Source organism: Streptomyces sp. NPDC031225, assembly GCF_055570355.1.
The window spans coordinates 194,233-216,640 of record NZ_JBVIHJ010000017.1; the positions used below are offsets into that span (position 1 = coordinate 194,233).

The following is a 22,408-nucleotide window of genomic DNA, read 5'->3' on the forward strand; positions in this document are numbered from 1 at the left end:
CACCACACGATGGCAAGACACTGGCGGGCCGGAGCGGCCGGCATGGCCGTCCTCGGCCTCACCCTCACCGCCTGCGGTGGCGCGAAGGTCGGCGACTCCTCGGGGGCCGACGACGCGGGCAGCTCCGGCAAGTGCGGCACCTTCAACCTCGCGGTCAACCCGTGGGTGGGCTACGAGGCGGACGCGGCGGTCGTCGCGTACGTCGCCGAGCACGACCTCGGCTGCAAGGTCACCAAGAAGGACCTCAAGGAGGAGATCGCCTGGCAGGGCTTCGGGACCGGCGAGGTGGACGCCGTCCTGGAGAACTGGGGCCACGACGACCTGAAGAAGAAGTACATCACCCAGCAGAAGACCGCCGTGGAGGCCGGCTCGACCGGCAACAAGGGCGTCATCGGCTGGTTCGTGCCGCCGTGGATGGCGAAGAAGTACCCGGACATCACCGACTGGAAGAACCTCAACAAGTACGCGTCGCTCTTCAAGACCTCGGAGTCGGGCGACAAGGGCCAGCTGCTGGACGGTGACCCGTCCTACGTCACCAACGACGAGGCCCTGGTGAAGAACCTCAAGCTGAACTTCAAGGTGGTGCAGGGCGGCAGCGAGACCTCGCTGATCCAGTCCTTCAGGCAGGCGGAGCAGAACAAGACACCGTTCATCGGCTACTTCTACTCGCCGCAGTGGTTCTTCTCCGAGGTGGACCTCGTCCGGGTCAAGCTGCCCGCCTACACCAAGGGCTGTGACGCGGTCCCGTCGAAGGTCGCCTGCGACTACCCCGACTACGACCTCGACAAGATAGTCAGCGCGAAGTTCGCCAAGTCCGGCAGCCCCGCCTACAACCTGGTCAAGAACTTCAACTGGACCAACGACGACCAGGACACCGTCGCCAAGTCGATCGCCGTGGACAAGCTGTCCGACGAGGCGGCGGCCAAGAAGTGGGTCGACGCCAACCGCGCCAAGGTCGACGCCTGGATCAAGTAACCCGCTCGTTCACGCCCGGTGGGCGGTGCGCACTCCGGCGCACCGCCCACCGGGCGTTGCCGTTTTCCGGGCCGTTCCACGACGTCACCCGGCCTCTTGACACCCATCCGGGCGACGGGCACATTGAGTTGCGCAACCTGAATCACGTTGCGTAGAAAGCAACTGAGCCGGAGGTGTGGCGATGGCGGGACCCCGGGTGGTCATCATCGGAGCGGGCGTTGTGGGGGCCGCGCTCGCCGACGAGATCTCCGCACGCGGCTGGACCGAGGTGACCGTGGTCGACCAGGGCCCGCTGCCCGCCACCGGAGGCTCGTCGTCGCACGCCCCCGGACTGGTCTTCCAGGCCAACGCCTCCAAGACCATGACCGAGCTGGCCCGCTACACCGTCGAGAAGCTGAGCTCCCTCGACGTCGACGGACAGCCCTGCTTCCTCCAGGTCGGCGGTCTGGAGGTGGCGACCACCCCGGAGCGCGTCACGGAACTCCACCGCCGCCAGGGCTGGCTCACCTCCTGGGGCGTCGAGAGCCGCCTGCTGACCGCCGAGGAGTGCGTCGCGCAGCACCCGCTCGTCAACCCGGACCGGGTCCTCGCGGGCCTCCTCATCCCCACCGACGGCCTCGCCAAGGCCGTCCTCGCCGTCGAGGCGCAGATCCGCCGGGCCACCGAGCGCGGTGTGACGTTCCTGGCCCGCCACGAGGTCCTGGACGTGCTCAGGGCCGACGGCGAGGTGACGGGCGTCCGCACCGACCACGGCGATCTGGACGCCGACATCGTCGTGTGCTGCGCCGGCATCTGGGGCCCCAGGATCGCCCGCATGGTCGGCATGAACCTCCCGCTCACCCCGCTCGCCCACCAGCTCGCCTGGACCGGGCCGGTCCCCGCGCTCGCGGGCCAGACGGAGGAGGCGGTGCGCCCGATCCTGCGCCACCAGGACGCCGACCTCTACTACCGCGACCGCTTCGACACCCTCGGCATCGGCTACTACGGCCACCGCCCCATGCCCGTCAGCGCCGACGAGATCCTCTCCGTCGACGAGGCCGACGCGATGCCGTCCGTCCTGAAGTTCACCGAGGACGACTTCGCGGACGCCTGGACCGAGACCCGGTCACTGCTCCCCGCGACGAAGGACGCCAAGATCGAGGAGGGCATCAACGGCCTCTTCTCCTTCACCACCGACGGCCTGCCCCTCCTCGGCGAGTCCCCGGACGTCAAGGGCTTCTGGGTCGCCGAGGCGGTCTGGGTCACCCACTCCGCCGGCGTCGGCCGGGCCGTCGCCGAATGGCTGGTCGACGGCCACTGCTCCTCCTTCGACCTGCACGAGTGCGACGTCAACCGCTTCGAGCCGCACCAGCTCGCCCCGGAGTACGTGCTGGCCCGCGACTGCCAGAACTTCGTCGAGGTCTACGACATCCTCCACCCGCTCCAGCCCTCCGGTGACCCGCGCCCGATCCGCACCAGCCCCTTCCACACGCGCCAACAGGAGCTGGGCGCCTTCTTCCTGGAGGCGAACGGCTGGGAGCGTCCGCAGTGGTACGAGTCCAACGCGGGCCTGGTGGAAGGCCGTTCGATCGTCACCCCCAACGACTGGGCCGCGCAGTACTGGTCGCCGATCGTCGGCGCGGAGGCCCAGACCACCCGCGAGACCGTCGCGATGTACGACATGACGGCCCTCAAGCGCCTGGAGGTGAGCGGGCGGGGCGCCGCCGACCTCCTGGAGCGGCTGTGCACCGGCAAGGTCGCCAAGTCCGTCGGCTCGGTGACGTACACGCTGCTCCTCGACCACGACGGCGGCATCCGCAGCGACATCACCGTCGCCCGCCTGGCCCCCGACCTCTTCCAGGTCGGCGCCAACGGCAACCTCGACCTCGACTGGTTCACCCGCCACCTGCCCGCCGACGGCACCGTCCAGGTCCGGGACATCACGCCCGGCACCTGCTGCATCGGCCTGTGGGGACCGCTCGCCCGCGATGTCCTCCAGCCGCTCACCGACGAGGACTTCTCGGCCACGGGCCTGAAGTACTTCCGCGCCAAGCGCGCCTATGTCGGGTCCGTCCCGGTCACCGCGATGCGCCTGTCGTACGTCGGCGAACTCGGCTGGGAGCTGTACACCACGGCCGACCAGGGCCTCAAACTCTGGGACACCCTGTGGCGCGCGGCGAAGCCGCTGGGCGGCATCGCGGCCGGACGCGGCGCCTTCAACAGCCTCCGCCTGGAGAAGGGTTACCGCTCCTTCGGCACCGACATGACCTACGAGCACGATCCGTACGAGGCCGGGGTCGGGTTCGCCGTCAAGGCGGACAAGGAGGACTTCGTCGGCAAGGCGGCGCTGGAGCGGCGCAGGACTGACGTGCGGCGGAAGCTGACCTGCCTGACCGTCGACGACCCGCGGGCCGTCGTCATGGGCAAGGAGCCGGTCTACGACGGTGACCGCGCCGTCGGCTACGTCACCAGCGCCGCCTTCGGATACACGATCGGCAAGGGCATCGCGTACGCCTGGCTCCCGGCGGAACTCGCGACGACCGGTCGTGCGCTGCACATCGGCTACTTCGACCAGCGCGTCGAGGCAGTGGTCGCCGAGGAGCCCCTGTTCGACCCGACGATGTCCCGCCTCCGCGGCTGAGCAGGGAGAGCGAACACCCATGAACGCGCTGAACACCCCCCTTGCGGAACTGGATCCCGAGGTCCACGCGGCCCTCGCCGCCGAACTCCACCGCCAGCAGTCCACCCTGGAGATGATCGCCTCCGAGAACTTCGCGCCCACCGCCGTGATGGAGGCGCAGGGCTCGGTCGCGACCAACAAGTACGCCGAGGGCTACCCGGGGCGCCGCTACTACGGCGGCTGCGAACACGTCGACGTCACCGAGCGGTTGGCCATCGAGCGCGTCAAGTCCCTGTTCGGCGCGGGCTTCGCCAACGTCCAGCCGCACTCCGGCGCACAGGCCAACACGGCGGTCTTCTTCGCCCTGTTGCAGCCCGGCGACACCATCCTCGGCCTGGACCTCGCGCACGGCGGCCACCTCACCCACGGGATGCGCCTCAACTACAGCGGCAAGATGCTGAACGTGGTGCCGTACCACGTGTCGGAGGGCGACAACCTGGTCGACCTGGACGAGGTCGAGCGGCTCGCCAAGGAACACCGCCCCAAGATGATCATCGCGGGCTGGTCGGCCTACCCCAGGCAGCTGGACTTCGCGGCCTTCCGCCGGATCGCCGACGAGGTGGGCGCCCTGCTGATGGTCGACATGGCGCACTTCGCCGGCCTGGTCGCCGCGGGACTGCACCCGAACCCCGTCCCGCACGCCCACGTGGTGACGACCACGACCCACAAGACCCTCGGCGGCCCGCGCGGCGGAGTCGTCCTCACCAACGAGGCCGACCTGGCCAAGAAGATCAACTCGGCGGTGTTCCCCGGCATGCAGGGTGGCCCGCTGGAGCACGTCATCGCGGCGAAGGCGGTGTCCTTCAAGGTCGCCGCGTCCCCGGAGTTCGCCGAGCGCCAGGCCCGTACCCTGGCCGGCGCCCGCATCCTCGCCGAGCGGCTGACCCGCGAGGACGCTGCCGCCGCCGGGGTGAAGGTACTGACCGGAGGCACCGATGTCCACCTGGTCCTCGTCGACCTGCGGGAGTCCCCGCTCGACGGCCGCCAGGCCGAGGACCTCCTCCACTCGGTCGGCATCACCGTCAACCGCAACGCCGTCCCCTTCGACCCGCGCCCGCCGATGGTCACCTCGGGCCTGCGCATCGGCACCCCGGCGCTGGCCACGCGCGGCCTCACCGAGGAGGACTTCGCGGAGGTCGCCGACGTGATCGCCCTCGCACTCCAGCCGGAGCCCGACATCGCAGCCCTGAGCGCCCGCACCGAGGCCCTGGCGGCGAAGCACCCCCTCTACCCGCACCTCACCGGCGAGGGAGACGCCCGATGAGCAGCCCCCGCACCCCCGGCGCCGAGCTCCCCGAACACCCCGACTGGCTGTGGCGCACCCCCGAGCCGAAGCGCTCGTACGACGTCATCGTCGTGGGCGGCGGCGGACACGGCCTGGCCACCGCCCACTACCTGGCGAAGAACCACGGCATCACCAACGTGGCCGTGCTGGAGAAGGGCTGGCTCGCGGGCGGCAACATGGCCCGCAACACCACGATCATCCGCTCCAACTACCTGTGGGACGAGAGCGCCGGTATCTACGAGCACGCCCTCAAGCTGTGGGAGGGCCTGGAGGAGGAGCTGGACTACCCGATCCTCTTCTCCCAGCGGGGCGTCCTGAACCTCGCGCACAGCCTCCAGGACGTCCGTGACAGCGTGCGCCGGGTGGAGGCGAACCGCCTGAACGGCGTGGACGCGGAGTGGCTGGACGCCGAGCAGGTCAGCGAGATCTGCCCGATCGTCAACATCTCACCCGACGTGCGCTATCCGGTCCTCGGCGGCACCTACCAGCCGCGCGCCGGGATCGCCAAGCACGACCACGTGGCGTGGGGCCTGGCCCGCTCGGCGGACGCGGCCGGCATCGACATCATCCAGAACTGCGAGGTCACGGGCCTCGACGTGGTCGGCGGGCGGGTGGTCGGAGTCCAGACCTCCCTCGGTCCGATCGCGGCGGGCAAGGTGGCCCTGTGCTCGGCGGGCCACACCTCGGTCCTCGCCGCCATGGCGGGCATCGAACTCCCGCTCCAGAGCCACCCGTTGCAGGCGCTGGTGTCGGAACTCCTGGAGCCGGTCCATCCCACGGTGGTCATGTCCAACGCGGTCCACGTGTACGTCAGCCAGGCGCACAAGGGCGAGTTGGTGATGGGCGCGGGCATCGACTCGTACAACTCCTACACCCAGCGCGGCGCGTTCCACATCATCGAGGAACAGATGGCGGCGGCCCTGGAACTCTTCCCGGTCTTCGCCCGCGCCCACGTCCTGCGCACCTGGGGCGGCATCGTCGACGTCAGCCCCGACGCCTCGCCGATCGTCGGCCTCTCCCCGGTCGACAACCTGTACCTCAACTGCGGCTGGGGCACCGGCGGTTTCAAGGCGACCCCGGGCGTCGGCTGGGTCTACGCCCACACGATCGCCCACGACACCCCCCACCCGCTCAACGCCCCCTTCTCGCTCGACCGTTTCACCACCGGCGCGCTCGTCGACGAGCACGGCGCCGCCGCGGTGGCCCACTAGGGATCCTCAAGGGAGCCGAACGACATGCTGCTGATCCCCTGCCCGTGGTGCGGGCCCCGTGACGAGTCCGAGTTCCACTACGGCGGCCAGGCCCATGTGCCGTACCCGGAGAGCCCCGCGGACCTGAGCGACGAGGAGTGGGCCCGGTACCTCTTCTTCCGTGCCAATCCGAGGGGTCCGTTCGCCGAACGCTGGAGCCACGCGGCGGGCTGCCGGCGCTGGTTCAACGCGGTGCGGGACACATCGACCAACGAGATCCTCACGGTGTACCGGGCGGGGGAGAGCCGTCCGGAGACGACGGAGGCGCTTCCGGTCACTTCTCAGTCCAGGCCGGCATCTCCAGCCCGTCCGGCGTTTGAGGACGAGGCCCCTTCAGGGCCGATCGGGGGTCTGGGGGCGCAGCCCCCAGCACGCAGCCGCACCCGAACCGTCACCTTCACCTTCGACGGCATCGAATACCAGGGCGTACAAGGAGACACCCTCGCCTCCGCCCTCCTCGCCAACGGCGTCATCCAGACCGGCACCAGCATCAGACTCGGCCGCCCCCGGGGCATCTTCTCGGCAGGGGCCGAAGAACCCAACGCCGTCGTCCAGATCGAGAAGCCCTTCCCCGAGCCGATGCTCCCGGCCACTACCGTCGAGCTGTACGACGGCCTGGTGGCGAGCAGCCTCCCCGGTCAGGGCCGTCTCGCCACCGAGCCCGACCCGGCCCGCTACGACGCCGTGCACCACCACTGCGACCTGCTGATCGTCGGCGCGGGCCCGGCAGGTCTCGCGGCGGCGGCCGCGGCGGCGGGCAGCGGAGCCCGCGTGATCCTCGCCGACGACCGGCCCGAACTCGGCGGCAGCCTGCGCGGGACCGGCGAACTCCTCGGCTGGGCCGACGAGTTGGGGACACGTCTCGACGCCACCCCCGATGTGCGCGTCCTGCGCCGCACCACCGTTTTCGGCTACTACGACGACAACCACCTCCTCGCCGTCGAGCGCCGTACCAACCACCTCGGCGCCGCGGCCCCGGCCGACGTCTCCCGCGAACGCGTCCACCGCATCCGGGCCCGACGTGTCGTCCTGGCCACCGGCGCCCACGAGCGCTCCCTGGCCTTCGCGGACAACGACCGCCCCGGCGTGATGCTGGCGGCCTCGGCCCGCACCTACCTCCGCCGCCACGGCGTCGTGCCCGGCCGGCACGCGGTCGTGCTCACCACCAACGACAGCGCCTACCCGGCCGCGCTGGACCTCGCCGCGGCGGGCGTCGACATCGCGGCGGTCGTCGACACCCGCCCGGAGCCGGGGGAGTGGGCCGACCGGGCCCGGGCAGCCGGCATCGAGGTGCTCGCCGGGCACGCCGTCACCGGTACGCAGGGCGAGGCCCGTCTGACCTCCGTGAGCGTCGCCCCGTACGGAGAGACCGTGGGGCAGCGGGAGTTCACCGCCGACCTGCTCCTGGTCTCCGGGGGCTGGAACCCGGTTGCGCACCTGTTCAGCCAGGCGGGCGGCAAGCTGCGGTACGACGACACACTCGGCACCTTCGTCCCCGGCGCCTGCCGCCAGGCCGTCGAGGTCGCGGGCAGCGCGGGCGGAGAGTTCGACCAGGCCGCCGTCCTCGCGCAGGGCGCCGCCGCCGGAGCCCGCGCGATCGAGGCCGAGGGCTACACCGCCGTCGCACCCCGCCTCCCGCAGCTCCCCGCGCCACCGCGGCAGACCCCGCCGATGCAGGTCTTCACCCTCCCCGGCCGCGACGGCGCCCCCCGCTTCGTCGACCTCCAACGCGACGTCACCGTCGACGACCTGACCCGTGCCACCGGCGCGGGCATGCGCTCCGTCGAGCACACCAAGCGCTACACCACGGCTGGCACGGCCAACGACCAGGGCAAGACCTCCGGGGTCCTGGCCAGCGGGGTCGTCGCCGAACTCCTCGGCGTGGACGTCTCGGCGCTCGGCACGACGACCTTCCGCCCGCCCTACACCCCGGTGTCCTTCGCCACCCTCGCCGGCCGCGACCGGGGCGCGCTGCACGACCCGATCCGTACAACTGCCCTGCACGAGTGGCATGTCGCGCACGGCGCCCGCTTCGAGAACGTCGGCCAGTGGAAGCGCCCCTGGTACTACCCGCGGCCCGGTGAGGACATGGAGGCGGCCGTCCTGCGCGAGTGCGCCGCAGCCCGCGACGGCGTCGCCTTCATGGACGCCTCCACCCTCGGCAAGATCGACGTCCAGGGCCCGGACGCCGCCGTCCTCCTCGACCGGCTGTACACCAACATGATGTCTACCCTGAAGGTCGGCATGATCCGCTACGGCGTGATGAGCCGCCTGGACGGCATGGTCTTCGACGACGGCACCGTCATCCGCCTCGCCCAGGACCGCTTCCTCCTCACGACGACCACGGGCAACGCGGCGGCCGTCCTGGACTGGATGGAGGAGTGGCTGCAGACGGAGTGGCCGGAGCTGAAGGTCCACTGCACCTCGGTGACCGAGCAGTGGGCGACCGTGGCACTGGTCGGCCCGGAGTCCCGGGCACTCCTCGGCTCGCTCGCGCCCCAACTGGCCGTGTCCAACGACGACTTCCCGTTCATGGCCTGGCGGGACACGACCGTCGCGGGCATCGACGCCAGGGTCTGCAGGATCAGCTTCTCCGGCGAACTCGCCTACGAGATCAACGTGTCACCGTGGCAGGCCCTCGCCCTCTGGGAGGCGCTGGCCGAGGCCGGCGCCCCGTACGGCATCACCCCGTACGGCACCGAGACCATGCACGTCCTGCGCGCCGAGAAGGGCTACCCGATCATCGGCCAGGACACCGACGGCACCGTCACCCCGCACGACCTCGGCATGAGCTGGGCGGTGTCCAAGAAGAAGCCCGACTTCATCGGCAAGCGCTCCTACGCCCGCGCCGACGCCGTCCGCCCCGACCGCAAGCACCTGGTCGGCCTGCTCCCCGAGGACCCGGGCGCCTTCCTCCCCGAGGGGACACAGCTGGTTGCCGACGCCGTGCTGCCCGCGCCACCCGTCCCGATGCTCGGCCACGTCACCTCCAGCTACCGCAGCGCCGCCCTCGGCCGCACGTTCGCGCTGGCCCTGATCAAGGGCGGCCGGGAGCGCATCGGCGAGCGGCTGTACGCCCCCGTCGGCGACCGGCTGGTTCCGGTGACCGTCGCAAGCCCCGTCCTCTACGACCCCGAGGGAGCCCGCCGCGATGGCTGACACCGCCCTTACCGCCCCGCTCCGCAGCCCCCTGTCGCACACCGCCGGCCGCCTCGCCGCCGCCACCCGTACCTCCGGGGGAGCGGTCCGGCTGGCGGAACTCCCCTTCCTGACGCAGATCGACGTGCGCCTCGACCTCAAGGGCGCGGCGGCCGACGCCGTCGGGCTCGCTCTGGGGCTCCAGCTGCCCGTCGAGCCCGACACCGTCGTACGCGCCGGGGAGCTCACCGCCCTGTGGCTCGGGCCCGACGAGTGGCTCGTGGTGGGGCCGCCGGACCGGCGGGACGTGGAGGACCGTATCCGCGAGGCCTCAGGCGACGAGCCGGTGTCGGTCGTCGACGTGTCGGCGCAGCGCACCACGCTCCTCGTCGCGGGACCCCGCGCCCGCGATCTGCTGGCCCACGGCTGTTCGCTGGATCTGCACCCGCGTGCCTTCGGTGCCGGACGCTGCGCTCAGACCACGCTCGGACGCACCCAGGTCGTGCTGGTCGCCCGTGACGAACCGGGCGCCGGCTTCTGGGTACTGGTCCGCTCGTCCTTCGCCGGCTACCTGACGGACTGGCTGCTGGACGCGGCCGTGGAGTGGACGTCCTGAGAGCCTTTACGTCCTTGAGCCTCGGGCATCCTGAGAGCCCGGCGTCAGCCCAGGTGGCCGAGCCGCCTGCTGAGTTCGTCGGCGCCCTTGACCAGTACCGGTGCCAGCTCGTGCATCCGTTCCTCGGTGAGCCGGAAGGCGGGCCCCGAGGCGGTCAGGGCGGCGACGACCTCGCCGTCGCGTGAACGCACCGGCGCGGCCATGGCGTTGAGGCCCTCCTCGTACTCCTCCACCGTCATGGCGTAGCCCTGTTCGCGGACCCGGACCAGCTCGGCCTCCAGGTCCTGCCGGGAGGTCAGCGTGCGCTCCGTCATGCGGTCGAGCCCGGCAACGGCGACGAGTTCGTCCCGGCGCCCGTCCGGCAGATGGGCGAGGAGGACCTTGCCGCTCGACGTGCAGTGCATCGGGGTCTGCCGGCCGACCCAGTTCTGCGCCGTGATGGCGGAGCGGCCGCGCACCTGGTCGAGGTTGATCACGTGATGGGACTCCAGCACCGCGATGTTCATCGTCTCGCCCAGGGCGTCGGCGAGGCGCTCGCAGATCCCGCGGCCGTGCTTGGTGACGTCGATGCGTCCCGTGACCGCTCCGGCCAGCCGCACGATGCCGAAGCCGAGGCGGTACTTCCCGCGCTCGCCCTCCTGCTCGACCATCCCGTGCGCCTCCAGGGCGCCGAGCAGGCGGAACGCCGTGGACTTGTGGACGTCGATGGCCGCGGCCACCTCGCTGACGCCCGCCTCGCCGCGCTGGGCGAGGATCTCCAGCACGGTGACAGCCCGGTCGACGGACTGCACACCGCCACCGGAGGTACCCGCGGACTCGGTGCCGTTGTTGCTCATGGCGGAACCTTATGCGAAGGGGGCCACACCGGTCAGCGGAAGACGACCGTCCGACGGCCGTTGATCATGACCCGGTTCTGGCTGTGCCATTCCACGGCCCGCGCGAGGACCTGCGCCTCGACGTCCCGCCCCAGGGTCACCAGGGTCTCGGGGCTCTGGGCGTGGCTCACGCGCATGACGTCCTGCTCGATGATGGGCCCCTCGTCGAGGTCCGGGGTGACGTAGTGAGCCGTGGCCCCGACCAGCTTGACGCCGCGCTCGTGCGCCTGGACGTAGGGCCTCGCGCCCTTGAAGCTCGGCAGGAACGAATGGTGGATGTTGATCGCCCGGCCTTCGAGCTGCTTGCACAGGTCGTTCGACAGGATCTGCATGTACCGGGCGAGGACCACGAGGTCGACGTCCAGTTCGTCGACGAGTTCGAGCAGCCGGGCCTCCGCGTCCGGCTTCGTCTCCGGGGTCACCGGCACATGGTGGAAGGGGATGCCGTAGGTCTCGGCGAGCGGGGCGAAGTCCGGGTGGTTGGAGACGATGCCCGCCACTTCGATGCCGAGCGCGCCGGTGCGCTGCCGGAAGAGCAGGTCGTTCAGGCAGTGGCCGAACTTCGACACCATGATCAGAGTGCGGGTCGGGGTCGCCGCGTCGCACAGCTGCCAGGTGATCCGGTACGCCTCCGCGACCGGGGCGAAGCCGGACCGCAGGGCCTCCAGGGACATGGCCGGGTCCGAGACGTCGAAGTGGACGCGCATGAAGAAGCGGTCCTGGAGCCGGTCGTCGAACTGCTGGCTCTCCCGGATGTTCCCCGAGTGCCGGACGAGGAAGCCGGTGACGGCGTGGACGAGGCCGGAACGGTCGGGGCAGGAGAGGGTGAGGACGAACTCGCGGTCGGGTTGCGGTCGAAGAGACACTGAGTCCTCCCGAAGGCTGCGCATTACGCAACAGTGCGACTGATACGCAACATCGTCCCGGCTGTGACGGCCCGCGGTCAAGGGCTCGCCCACTCTTGACAGTGCCAGGCGCGCGCTGCACTGTGTGTTGCGCTGGTCGATACATGTTGCGCATAAGGCAACCTCAGGAGTTCTCTATGACCTCGGCAGCCCTCCCCGAGAGCCTGATCCCGACTCTCCCCGGCGCTTCCTATACGGATGCCGGGGTGTTCGCTCTGGAGCAGGAGCGGATTTTCGAGGCGATGTGGTTCTGTGCTGTGCGTGCTTCGGATCTGCCCAGACCCGGTTCGTTCAGGACGGTGGAGGTGGGGCGGGAGAGCGTTCTGATCACGCGTGCGCGGGACAACTCGGTGCGCGGGTACTTCAATGTGTGCCGGCATCGTGGGGCCCGGTTGTGCACGGAGGAGTCCGGCGAGGTGAAGCGGGCGTTCCAGTGTCCGTATCACGCGTGGACGTATGACCTGACAGGCAAGTTGGTGGCCGCGCCGAACCTGACGAAGATGCCGGACGTGGGGCGTACCGAGTACGGGCTGGCGGCCGTCGCGGTGCGTGAATGGCTGGGTTATGTGTGGGTGTGCCTCGCGGAGAACCCGCCCTCCTTCGAGGACTCGGTGGTCGCGGACGTGGTGGCCCGGCTGGGCGACGTGGAGTCCGTCGACCGGTACGACATCGAGAGCCTTCAGGTCGGGCGGCGGATCGTCTATGACGTGAAGGCGAACTGGAAGCTGATCGTCGAGAACTTCATGGAGTGCTATCACTGCGCGACGATCCATCCCGAACTGACGGAGGTGCTGCCGGAGTTCGCGGACGGGTACGCGGCGCAGTACTACGTGGGGCACGGGGCGGAGTTCGGTGAGGACGTCCGGGGGTTCACGGTCGACGGTTCGGAGGGGCTGGACCGGATACCCGGGGTCTCCGACGATCAGGACCGCCGTTATTACGCGATCACGGTGCGGCCGCAGGTGTTCGTGAATCTGGTGCCCGACCATGTGATCTTCCACCGGATGTTTCCGGTCGCGGCGGACCGTACGGTCGTGGAGTGTGACTGGCTGTATCTTCCGCAGGTCGTGGAGAGCGGGAGGGATGTCAGCCGGTCGGTGGAGTTGTTCGACCGGGTCAACCGGCAGGACTTCGACGCGTGCGAGCGCACCCAGCCGGGGATGAGCTCACGCCTGTATGCCAAGGGCGGAGTCCTGGTCCCCAGCGAGCACCACATCGGCGCCTTCCACCACTGGGTCCAGGAACAGCTCGGCGCCGGACAGGCGTGAGGGGCCCGGCGTCGAACACCGGGCCCCTCAACGTGCGTTGGCCGTCAGCCGGCGACCGGTGCGACCGTGATCCGGTCGACGTTGGGCGCGTAGGCCGTGGAGTTGGCCAGGGTGACGGTGTTGGTGCCCGCGGTCAGGGTGACCGGGACGGGCAGGTCCCAGTAGTTGTTCCAGCTGTAGTTGTTGCGGAACATGACCGTCTGGGCTGTTCCGTTGACGCTGATCTGGGCCGCGCGGGAGACGACGTTGGTGTTGTAGTTGCCGGACCCGGAGACCTGGTTGTTGGCGTAGCGGACGTTCATGACGTAACGCCCGGCGCTCGCCGCGTTGACCTTGAAGGTGAGCGTGTTGCCCGAGCCGTTGCCGATGTAGCCCACGTACTTGCCGCCGGACGCCCAGGTGTCCGAGGTGACGACGGCTGTTCCGGCGAGGGTGGCGGCCTCGGCCTCGTAGGCGGTCACGCCCGTGGTGTCGGCGCTCGCGGCGACGCGCAGGTCCCGCAGGGTCAGGACGGTGGAGCCCGAAGTGGCGGCGGTGATGCGGTTGTTGCCCGCCGACAGGTACAGCCGTGAGGTCTTGTCGGTGAGCGTCCCGCTGGTCGAGGCCAGTGTCACGGCGGTGGCGCCGTCCAGGGCGAGCGTGCCGGTGCCGTTGGAGGAGTAGTCGGTGTGGACCGTGTAGTAGCCGTCGGTCGGGGCGTACACGTCGAAGATCGCCGAGTCCGCGGAGTCCAGGGCCAGTGAGCCCGCGCCGGTGATGCCGGATGCGGAGTAGCCGTACGTGGGCGTGCCGGTGACGTCGGCGTAGGCGGCCGGGTAGAGGGTCTCCGCGCTGGAGGCGGCGGTGAGGTCGATCTTGTCGAGGGTGACCTCGTTCGTGCCCTTGGCCAGGGTCAGCGTGTGCGTGCCCGCCGTCAGGGACACCGAGGCGCCTGCGGTGGCACGGTAGACCCAGGACAGCGTCGGACCGTAGGTGATCGTCTGCGCCGAGCCGCCGTCGACGGTGAGGGTCTGCGTCGCCGGGGCGCCGGACTGGTTGCCGTAGAAGACGTTGAGCTTGTACGTCCCCGTGGTCGGGACGTTGACGTTGAAGGCGACCTTGCTGGTCGACTGGTTCAGGTCACCGACGTCCTTGGTGCCCGAGGTGGCGTGGCCGAAGTAGTTGGAGACCGTGCCCTGGGTGTAGGCCGTGCCGCCCGTGATGGCCGCGCTCTCGGCCTCGTACGACGCCGACCAGGGCACGGAGGCCGCGGTGGGCGTGCCGGTGCCGGCCGGGTTGACGGTGATGCGGTAGGCCGCCATCGGGTCGAGGTTGGTCAGCGGGACGGTGATGCTGCCGTCGGCGGCGACCGTGTAGGTGCTGCGGGCCAGCACGCTCGGCGCGGGTGCCCCGCCCTCGTAGCCGCTCCACCTGGTGCGCTCGACGGTGACGTTGACGGTGCTGCCGAAGGCGGACGGTATGTGCTGGATGACGGTGTCGGCCGCGCCGGTGGTCCCGCCGCCCAGCAGCACCTGGGCCTGCTTGCGGCCGGTGTCCAGTGAGGCGATGCCCTGGAGCGTGTCGACCACGCCCGGCTGCGGCGGGGTCACCTTGGTGGTCTGTCCGCTCAGGCCCGCGTACCAGCGCATCAGCCACCAGTTGCCGTTCGGGATGTTGGTCTGGGCGACGTTGTCGTCCAGGTTCCCGGCGATGTCCCAGTACGCCAGGTCGGCGTCGACCTTGTTCCGCTCGAACAGCGACATCCACTGGATCATCTGCCCGGGGACCGACAGGTCGCGCTGGTCGGCGTACTCGTCGATGTTGACGGGCCGCTTGCTGATGCCCGCGCTGACCTCCAGGGCCCGGTAGGTGGCGAGGGTGGAGTCGAAGCTCGACAGTGAACTGGGTGCCAGCTCGTGCCAGGTGGTGACGTCGGGCACGACGTTGTTGGTCTTCGCCCACGGGTAGAAGTCGGCCATGAGCCGGGTGTCGTAGTGCGTCTCGTTGGGGCCGGCGATCCGTGCGTTCGGGATGATCGACCGGATCTTCTTGTAGACGGTCGCCCAGTCGCTCTCGAAGCTGCTCAGCGCGTTCGCGTAGGTGGTGGCGTTGGAACTGCCCAGTCCGCTGTACCAGTTGCCGTCCGGCTCGTTGAACGGCACCCACACGAACGTGCTCGCGTCCGAACGGGCCGCCACCTTGCGGACCATGGTGTCGACCTTGGCCAGGTAGTCGCTCAACCCGTTGTTCTCGTAAGGCCAGTTGGCGTAGACGTCCTGCATGTAGATCAGGTTGTCGCCGCCGCCCGTGCGGGCGTACTGGGACTGCACGACCAGCGCGTCGCCGTTGGGGTGCTGGGCACCGTCCGGCGCCTTGGTGGCGATGCTCGTCATGTGCAGCGGCGCGACCACGCTGTCGCCGGGCACACCGTCGTCGCTGAGCCCGTACAGGGCACCGTTCGCGCCGTGCGCGACCGCGCCGGTGGTGGTGCCGAGGTCGACCGTGAACTGCGGGTTGGCGGCCTCGGCGGCACGCGGGATGAGGAAGGTGGCGACCAGTGCGGCGATCGCGGCGGCACCGGTGAGACCGGCGCGACGTCCGGTCCTGCGGCGGTCGTGGGACAGAGCGGAAGAGCGAGGCATGGCTGACCTCCTCCTCCCGCACCATTGCGGGAGGCTCGTGCGGCTACGGGGTGGGGCTACTTGACGGCGCCGCTGGTGATGCCGGAGACGATGCGGCGCTGGGCGATGACGAAGACGAGCACCATGGGAAGGCTCATCATCACGACGTAGGCGAAGATCAGATGCCAGTTGTTGAGGTACAGCTGGGCGCTGGCGACCTGGTAGAGGTTGAGCGGCAGGGTGGCCTGGTCCCCGCTGCCGAGGACGAAGAAGGCGTAGAAGATGTCGCTCCAGGCGAACAGCATCACCATGATCGTCGCGGTGGCGATGACCGGCCTGAGCAGCGGCAGGATGATCTGCCAGAAGACCCGCAGCGGACCGGCGCCGTCCATGCGCGCGGCCTCCTCCAGCTCCTCGGGCAGGGCGCGGATGAACCCGGTCATGAAGAAGATCGACGTGGACAGGTACATCCCGGCGTAGACGCCGATCATGCCGGGCCGGGTGCCGGCCAGGCCGAGCTGGCGCAGCTCCATCACGATGGTGATCACCGCGGGAGGCAGCAGCAAACCGCTGATGCTCAGCGCGTACAGGGCGTTGACCAGCCGTCCCTTGCGGCGGGCGAACACCCAGGCGGCGCCGGCCCCCAGGAGCAGGACGAGCACGACGGAGGGGGCCACCACCAGCATGCTGTTCACGAAGCCCTGGACGACCTTGCCCTCGTCGAAGGTCTGCTTGTAGTTGGCGGCGGCCTGGACGTGGTGGGGCAGGGACAGGTTGGGCTTGATGGCCTCGGCCTGCGGCTTGACCGAGGTGACCGCGACCAGCCACAGCGGGATGCCGATGGTGACGACGGCGATCAGCAGCACGGAGACGGGCTGCAGCCAACGCCAGGGGCGCCGGTGGACGGGCGCGAACGCGCCGATGGTGGTCACTGGTTGTTCTCCCTGCGGCGCAGGCCGACGATGACGGGCACGGCGAGGACGACGACGATAAGGAAGAGCACCAGGCTCATCGCGGAGGCCTGCGCGTAGAGCCCCTGGCCGAAGATGCGGAACATGTAGATGTTGAACACCTCGGTCTCACTGCCCGGGCCGCCCGCGGTGGTGGCCTGGACGATGTCGAAGGTGTTCATGGAGCCGATCAGCGCGGTGGTCACGTTGAACGTCACCGCCGGGGCGAGCAGCGGGAACCTGATCGACCAGAAGGTGCGCCAGCCGCCCGCCCCGTCGATCCGGGCCGCCTCCAGCACGTCACCCGGCATGCTCTTCAGACCCGCCAGGTAGATCAGCATGGCCAGTCCCATCCACTTCCAGCCGTGGATGAGGGTGACGACGACCAGAGTCCAGGTGGTCGAGCCGAGCCAGGGCGTGTCGACGGGGTGCCCGGCCAGGGACGACAGCACGCTGTTCAGCGCCCCGTCCTGGGCGAGCAGGGCCCGGAAGATGTAGCCCACCGCCAGGGCGGAGATCAGCACCGGCAGGAAGAACACCGCGCGGAAGAAGCGGTTGAAGCGGGTGTCGCGTTCGAGGAGCAGGGCGAGACCGAGACCGAAGCCGTTCTGGAAGACGGCCACGAGGACCGCGTACTCCAGGGTGATGCGGATGTCCCGGACCATCGACCCGTCGTGCAGGATCGTGGAGAAGTTCGAGAAGCCCACGAAGCCGATCTGGGGGTGGAACGCCGACCAGTTGGTGAACGGGTAGACGAAGTTCAGCAGGTTCGGCAGCAGGAAGAACACACCGAACACGGCGAGCGCGGGCACCGCGAACCACCAGGGCTGGTTGGCCCTGCGCCGGGACCGCCCGCGCCGGCCGGGACGCGTGGCCCGGTCCGCTTCCTGCGTGCGCGTGGCGTCCTTGACGCCCAGGGTGGCAGTGTCCGCCACGATTCAACCTCCGGTACGGGACCCCGGGCGCGCCACCGACGGGCGGCCCGGGGAAGGGACTGGCGAGGGGCGTACCGGTCAGAAGCCGGAGACGCCGCGGGCCTTGAGGACCTGCACGAACTGGTCCTGGGCTGCCTGGGCGACCTGCTTGGGGGTCTTCTTGCCGTAGATCATGTCGGCGAGGGCCAGGTGCATGTCGGGCGCGGTCAGCGCCTTGACCTGGAAGACACCGGCCGCGGTGGCCAGCGCCTCGGACTGAGCGATCGCGGTCTGCGGCAGTCCGGCCGGGTTGGGCACGGACGGCTGGACGGAGACGAGCTTGTTGGCCTTGATGTAGGCCGGGTAGTCCTTGCCGAGCCAGAAGGACAGGAACTGCCGGGAGGCGTTCTGGCGCTTGTCGTCACCGGTGTTGAAGGCGACCACGCCGTTGGTCTGGTCGGGCGAGTACTCGGCCTTGGCGGCGCTGTTGGACAGGGGGAACCAGCCCAGCTTCGCGTCGATGTCCGCGGTGCTGGAGGTCGCCTGGATCTCGGACTGGAGCGCGGTGACGTTCACGGCCATCGCGGCACTGCCGTCCATGATCGCCTTGCCCTGGTCCACGAAGGTCGCGGTCTTGTAGTTCTTCTGGGCGAGCCCGCCGTCGAGGACCTTCGTCTTGTACTTGGTGATCGCGTCGACGATGGTCTTGTTCGTCCAGGAGTCCTTGTTCTTGTTGAGGTTGTCCCAGAAGCTCTGGGGCAGGTCCGTCATCTGGAGCTGCACCTGCCACTGCAGCGGCCACTTGTCGCCGCCGACCTCGAAGAACGGGGCCACGCCCGTCTTCGACTTGATCGTCTTCGCGTCGGCCAGCATGTCGTCGTAGCTGGTCGGCATCGTGGTGATGCCGGCCTTCTTGAAGACGGCCTTGTTGTAGTAGACGCCGAGCACGGCGGGGCTGGTGACGATCGCGGCGTAGCGGTGGCCGTCGACCTGGCCGAGGCCCTGCTCCGTCTTGCCGAGCTTGGGGACCCAGTCCTCGTTGTCGAGCTGGAGCAGGTTCTGGGCGGGCTGGATGAACGGCAGGGTGCTGCCCGTGGGCTGCCAGAACATCAGGTCCGGCTTGGTGCCGGAGGCGAGCTTGGTCGGGACGTTCGACTCGTACGGGTCGGGGATCACCTCGGTGGTGATCTTGGCGCCGGTGGCCTTCTCGAACGCGTCGATGGCCTGCTTGGGCTCCGAGACGCTGTTCTGCGCGACCCACATCGTCAGCTTCACGCCCTTGAGGGAGGCGGTGGCGTTCACCGACCCGGTCGGTGCGGCGCCGGTGCCGCCCGCGGTGCTGTCGCTGCACGCGGTGGCGGTCAGCCCGATGACACAGGCGGTGGCAAGGACGGAGACGGCTCTTCTCATGGCGGAATCCTTGGTCGAACGGAGGGTTGGGTGGTGCGGTACTGCCGAGGGTCGTGCTGTGGGGTGGTACGTGCTGTGGGGATCAGGGGGCCGGGTGCCGGTCCGGTTCAGGAACCGTGCGGACCGGCGCTCTCGCGGTGGACGAGGGTGGGTGCGGCCGGCGGGGGCGGGGGGTCGTGCCGGTCGGTGTCGAGCTGGGCCCGCAGCAGCCCGAAGGCGGCGCGGCCCAGACCGTGGAAGTCCATGCGGACCGTGGTGAGGGACGGTGTGAGGAAGGCGGAGTGCGGGGCGTCGTCGAAGCCGATGACGCTGACGTCCTCGGGGACCCGTCGGCCCGCGTGGTGCAGGGCCCGCAGGACACCCAGCGCCAGGTCGTCGTTGCCGCACAGGATCGCGGTGACGTCGGGACTCCCGGCGAGCTTCTTCCCCGCCTCGTATCCGGCCTGCGCGTCCCAGGCCCGGCCGCACGGCGGGGGAGGGGTCACGCCCGCCGCCTTCAGGGCCTGGCGCCAGCCCTCGGCGCGGGGTGCCGCCGAACGCCGGGTTCCGGTCGAGGCGGGGATCGCCACGTAGTGCACGGTCGGGTGGCCGAGCGCGAGGAGGTGTTCGGTGGCGGCACGGGCCGCTTCCCGGTCGTCGGCCCACACCGCCGGACGGCCGGGCGTGCGGCCGGGCGGCGGCGCCTCCACCAGCGCCGCGCACGGCACCTGCGCCGGTACACGGTCCAGTACGGCGGCGCCGAGCCGGTCGTAGCCGATGACGATCAGGCCGCCACCGGTGTCGGCGGCCGCGGCGACCGTACGGTCCAGGTCGTCCTCGGGGGTCACCACCCGCACGCCGAGCGCGTAGCCGGCGGAGCGGGACGCCTCCTCCAGACCCTGCAGGGTGGCCGCATAGCCGTGGAGGACGGTGTTGGAGGTGAGGACCGTGACCGCTCGGGTCACCCCGCTGGCCAGGGCGAACGCGGTGGCGTTGCGCCTGAACCCCAGGGCACGCACAGCCGCTTCGACGCGTCCGCGGGTCTCCTCCTTCACGTTCGGACGGCCGTTGATGACCCTCGAAACGGTCTGGTAGGAGACGCCCGCCTCCTGGGCGACATCGCGGATGCTGGCGGGTCTGCGCTGCCCCGGGGAGGGGGCGGTCTGGCCGCCGAAGCTTGTGTGACCGGTCACAACCATGCGAGGATTGTGAGCGGTCACATCGCGGGCGTCAAGAGACCGTAACCGGGGATTTACCTTTCAAACACAGCCGCCGACGAGGTCAACCCTCGCTCACCGAGCGGGAATCCCCAGCTCAGCACTCACGAGACCGTCGCAGTACCGAACCATCCCGGAAGGGGAAATTGCGTTGACCGCAGTCGTCGGAACACTCGAGAGATCCCGTCTCTGGTCGCACCCGGAACTCGGGCTGCACGCCGTCCTGGACGCCACGGGCTCGGTCCGGCTGGGGGCGTCCGACCAGGACTGGGCGGGCCTGGTACCCGTGGTGGAGGTCACCGCCACCGGTCACGGACGCCTGTGGTCGGGCGAGCGCTTCATCGAGACCGCGATCGGCGACCGCCTCACCTACCGCGACCACGAGACCGTCCGGGAGGGGAGCCGGGAGCGTACGACGATCCGGCTGGCGGATGCGGAGACCGGTCTGGTCGCCGAGGTCACCCTGGAGACCGCTTCCGGTGCCGGTTTCCTGCGCTCGCGGGTGCGTCTGGTCAACGAGGGCCGCGCACCGCTGCGGCTGGAGAGCGTGAGCACCCTGACCCTCGGCGGCATCACCGACGCGGACGGCACTCTCGACGGACTGACCCTGCACTGGGCGGACAACGACTGGCTCGCCGAATGCCGGTGGCACCAGGCGCCGTTCCGCGACCAGGTCGTCCCGCTGAGCCGGTTCGCGCACGGTCACGAGGGACGCGGCTGCTTCGAGCGCTACTCACAGGGGAGCTGGTCCACCGGCCGTCACCTGCCGATCGGCGCGCTCACCGACCGCTCCGGCCGCACCTGGCTGTGGCAGATCGAGTCCAGCGCGGGGTGGCGCTTCGAGAGCGGCGAACGCGAAGGCGTCGCCTACACAGCCCTGTTCGGCCCCGACGACGCCCACCACCAGTGGCGGCACACCCTCGCGCCCGGCGAGGACTTCCACACCGTTCCCGCCGTCCTGGTCCGCGGCGGGAGCGGCGGCCTCGACGCGGCCTTCGGTGAACTCACCGACTACCGCAGGCTGATCCGCCGCGCGCATCCCGACCTCCGCGCCCTCCCGGTGATCTACAACGACTACATGAACACCCTCATGGGCGACCCGACCACCGAGCGGCTCCTGCCGCTCATCGAGGCGGCGGGCAAGGCCGGCTCCGAGGTCTTCGTCATCGACGCCGGGTGGTACGACGACGACGCCCAGGGCTGGTGGGACGCGGTCGGCGCGTGGGAGCCCGCCCGGGGCCGTTTCCCCGGCGGCATCCAGGAGGTGCTGGACGCGATACGGCGCCACGGCATGGTCCCGGGACTTTGGCTGGAGCCCGAAGTCGTGGGCGTGCGCAGCCCGTTGGCCCACACCCTGCCGCCGGAGGCGTTCTTCCGGCGTGGTGGCCTGCGGGTCACGGAACACGGCCGGCACCACCTCGACCTTCGCCACCCCGCCGCCCGGGCCCACCTCGACGCGGTCGTGGACCGGCTGGTCGGTGAGTGGGGCGTCGGGTACCTCAAGCTCGACTACAACATCAACATCGGTCCCGGCACGGAGAACGGCCCGGAGAGTCCCGGCGCCGGACTGCTCGGACACCACCGCGCCCACCTCGACTGGATGAACGGCCTCCTGGACCGGCACCCCGGCCTGGTCCTGGAGAACTGCGGCTCCGGCGGCCTGCGCATGGACTACGCCCAACTCGCCGTGGCCCAGATCCAGTCCACCAGCGACCAGCAGGACCCGCTGCGCTATCCGCCCATCGCCGCCGCGGCCGCCACCGCCGCGACCCCCGAACAGGCGGCCGTGTGGGCCTACCCCCAGCCCGACCACACCCCAGACCGGATCGCCTTCACCCTCACCGGGGCGCTCCTGGGCCGAGTGCACCTGTCCGGGTTCCTCGACCGCATGAGTGACGAGCAGTTCGAGCTCGTACGCTCGGCGATCGGCGTCTACAAGGACATCCGGCCGGAGATCGCAGACGCCCACCCCTTCTGGCCGCTGGGACTGCCGGACTGGGAGGACGCCTGGATCGCCCACGGACTGAGGGGGCAGGCGTCCACCTTCGTCGCCGTGTGGCGCCGGGACCGGGACGGCGTCCCGGAGAGCCGGTCGCTCACGCTGCCTCACCTGCGTGGTGTCGCGCTCCGCCCGGAGGTGCTCCAGCCCACGACGGCCGACGCGACGACGGAGTGGGACCCGGCCGAGGCGAAGCTCACGATCCGGCTTCCGCGCACCGACACGGCCGTACTCCTCAGGCTGAGCGCGGCGTTGTAAATACTGAAGGGGGGGGGGGGGGGGGGGGGGGGGGGGGGGGGGGGGGGGGGGGGGGGGGCGGGGGAAGTGTCGGCGGTGGTGGGGGGTGGGCCGGGGGGGGTGGGGGGTTT

At 70.2% G+C, this 22,408-nt stretch carries 15 protein-coding genes; 8 read left to right on the top strand and 7 right to left on the bottom strand.

Going from position 1 to position 22,408, the window contains the following annotated elements; genetic code table 11:
• Positions 1-9: 9 nt before the first annotated feature.
• The 6 genes from ACZ48Z_RS27905 (at position 10) to ACZ48Z_RS27930 (ending at position 9,923) form a co-directional block, all read left to right on the top strand.
• On the top strand, positions 10-975 hold the full coding sequence (locus ACZ48Z_RS27905) for an ABC transporter substrate-binding protein (RefSeq protein WP_468738632.1): 966 nt from the start codon (positions 10-12) through the stop codon (positions 973-975).
• Between the two features lie 181 nt (positions 976-1,156).
• The gene (locus tag ACZ48Z_RS27910) at positions 1,157-3,595 is read left to right on the top strand and encodes a GcvT family protein (RefSeq protein ID WP_468738633.1); all 2,439 of its coding nucleotides are present in this window, start codon (positions 1,157-1,159) and stop codon (positions 3,593-3,595) included.
• A gap of 19 nt (positions 3,596-3,614) precedes the next feature.
• A complete protein-coding gene (glyA, locus tag ACZ48Z_RS27915; protein WP_468738634.1) occupies positions 3,615-4,898 on the top strand; it encodes a serine hydroxymethyltransferase in 1,284 nt (427 codons plus the stop codon).
• Complete coding sequence (locus ACZ48Z_RS27920) at positions 4,895-6,130, top strand: sarcosine oxidase subunit beta family protein (protein ID WP_468738635.1); 1,236 nt, start codon at positions 4,895-4,897, stop codon at positions 6,128-6,130. The genes glyA and ACZ48Z_RS27920 overlap by 4 nt, the downstream gene beginning before the upstream one ends.
• A 24-nt stretch (positions 6,131-6,154) precedes the next feature.
• Entirely contained in the window at positions 6,155-9,328 is a 3,174-nt protein-coding gene (locus tag ACZ48Z_RS27925; RefSeq protein ID WP_468738636.1) for a sarcosine oxidase subunit delta family protein, read from the top strand.
• Positions 9,321-9,923, top strand: coding sequence for a sarcosine oxidase subunit gamma (locus ACZ48Z_RS27930; RefSeq protein ID WP_468738637.1), 603 nt, complete (start codon positions 9,321-9,323; stop codon positions 9,921-9,923). The genes ACZ48Z_RS27925 and ACZ48Z_RS27930 overlap by 8 nt, the downstream gene beginning before the upstream one ends.
• A gap of 44 nt (positions 9,924-9,967) precedes the next feature.
• Here the strand turns inward: ACZ48Z_RS27930 and ACZ48Z_RS27935 are convergent, their stop codons facing one another.
• Together ACZ48Z_RS27935 and purU are read right to left on the bottom strand one after the other, a co-directional pair.
• Positions 9,968-10,759 (bottom strand): IclR family transcriptional regulator, encoded by a 792-nt coding sequence (locus tag ACZ48Z_RS27935; protein ID WP_468738638.1) that lies wholly within the window; start codon positions 10,757-10,759, stop codon positions 9,968-9,970.
• Between the two features lie 32 nt (positions 10,760-10,791).
• Complete coding sequence (gene purU / locus ACZ48Z_RS27940; RefSeq protein WP_468738639.1) at positions 10,792-11,664, bottom strand: formyltetrahydrofolate deformylase; 873 nt, start codon at positions 11,662-11,664, stop codon at positions 10,792-10,794.
• Positions 11,665-11,840: 176 nt separating this feature from the next.
• Between purU and ACZ48Z_RS27945 the strand changes: the two genes are divergently transcribed.
• Entirely contained in the window at positions 11,841-12,971 is a 1,131-nt protein-coding gene (locus ACZ48Z_RS27945; RefSeq protein WP_468738640.1) for an aromatic ring-hydroxylating oxygenase subunit alpha, read from the top strand.
• A gap of 44 nt (positions 12,972-13,015) precedes the next feature.
• Here the strand turns inward: ACZ48Z_RS27945 and ACZ48Z_RS27950 are convergent, their stop codons facing one another.
• From ACZ48Z_RS27950 to ACZ48Z_RS27970, 5 genes are all read right to left on the bottom strand, one after another.
• Complete coding sequence (locus tag ACZ48Z_RS27950; protein WP_468738641.1) at positions 13,016-15,592, bottom strand: CBM35 domain-containing protein; 2,577 nt, start codon at positions 15,590-15,592, stop codon at positions 13,016-13,018.
• Between the two features lie 56 nt (positions 15,593-15,648).
• Positions 15,649-16,503 carry a carbohydrate ABC transporter permease gene (locus ACZ48Z_RS27955; protein ID WP_468738642.1) on the bottom strand — a complete coding sequence of 285 codons (855 nt, stop codon included), beginning with the start codon at positions 16,501-16,503 and terminating at the stop codon, positions 15,649-15,651.
• Positions 16,500-17,456, bottom strand: coding sequence for a carbohydrate ABC transporter permease (locus tag ACZ48Z_RS27960; RefSeq protein ID WP_389104563.1), 957 nt, complete (start codon positions 17,454-17,456; stop codon positions 16,500-16,502). Before ACZ48Z_RS27960 ends, ACZ48Z_RS27955 begins: the two co-directional genes overlap by 4 nt.
• Before the next feature lie 78 nt (positions 17,457-17,534).
• Positions 17,535-18,845: an ABC transporter substrate-binding protein gene (locus ACZ48Z_RS27965; RefSeq protein WP_468738643.1), complete on the bottom strand. Its 1,311-nt coding sequence runs from the start codon at positions 18,843-18,845 to the stop codon at positions 17,535-17,537.
• A 107-nt stretch (positions 18,846-18,952) separates the two neighbouring features.
• Entirely contained in the window at positions 18,953-20,023 is a 1,071-nt protein-coding gene (locus ACZ48Z_RS27970) for a LacI family DNA-binding transcriptional regulator (protein WP_468738644.1), read from the bottom strand.
• Positions 20,024-20,192: 169 nt separating this feature from the next.
• On the opposite strand from ACZ48Z_RS27970, the gene ACZ48Z_RS27975 reads away from it, so the two are divergent.
• Complete coding sequence (locus tag ACZ48Z_RS27975; protein WP_468738645.1) at positions 20,193-22,298, top strand: alpha-galactosidase; 2,106 nt, start codon at positions 20,193-20,195, stop codon at positions 22,296-22,298.
• The last annotated feature ends 110 nt before the right edge of the window (positions 22,299-22,408 follow it).